Annotated in this window: 1 protein-coding gene; it reads right to left on the bottom strand. The window is 64.6% G+C overall.

Going from position 1 to position 712, the window contains the following annotated elements; all coding sequences use genetic code 11:
* A partial coding sequence (locus JKL46_RS35005; RefSeq protein ID WP_425493362.1) for an ISAzo13-like element transposase-related protein occupies window positions 1-560 on the bottom strand: 560 nt, incomplete at its 3' end.
* Between the last annotated feature and the right edge of the window lie 152 nt (window positions 561-712).

Genomic DNA, 712 nt, shown 5'->3' with positions numbered 1-712 from the left:
TTTTTTTTCGAATCCACGCTGATGATCGGCTCACCTGTGGCTGCAAACTGCGCGCGCTGTTCGGCGATGTGCTGGAATTGCGCATCGCGCTCAGGCGGCGTGCTGTGCGCCTCGGTACGCCGTGCATTGGCTTTGGGCGAGTAGCCCAATTGGCGCAGCAGGCGCGCCACCGTGGGGCGGCTGGCCGGGTGTCCTGCGACGGCAAGCTCATGGCTCAGATGATGCAGAGAACTCCGCTTGGCTTTGGCGTGCCGACCCATCGGGTCACCCGCTGTCTCGCCTTCGAGCAACTCCTCCAAGGTCTGTGGGAGTTCAGGATCCTGGACCTCTCGGGTGGGACGGCCACCACCGGCGACCCGCACGCGCTCGGTGGGGCGGTCAACAAGCCCGGCCTCGAGTTCGCGACGGCCGCGCCGGATGGTATGGGGGCTCAAGCCCGTGATCTGGGCAAGCCGCTGAGTGCCGCCCCAGCCGATCCGCATCGCCTCAAACGCGATAAACCACCGGCGCTGCTGTTCGTCGAGCCGGCTGGCAAGCAGGTTGATCTGCCGATGAAGCATGCGGTCCGGATGGGGCTTGCGCGAGTGACACTTGGGGCATCCACATGGGTGAAGGGAGGGTAGCGACATCGGCAGCTCCGTTCAGAACGGATGGTCCTTGTTCCAACAACGCACCAGTTGCCCATTTGGGCAGGTTGTTGCCTGCCAAGCCC

It is taken from the genome of Microvirga zambiensis WSM3693, assembly GCF_016735695.1.
GTDB classification, from domain to species: Bacteria; Pseudomonadota; Alphaproteobacteria; order Rhizobiales; family Beijerinckiaceae; genus Microvirga; species Microvirga zambiensis.
The sequence above is the reverse complement of the archived record's forward strand: the minus strand, read 5'-3'. Positions and strand labels throughout refer to the sequence as shown.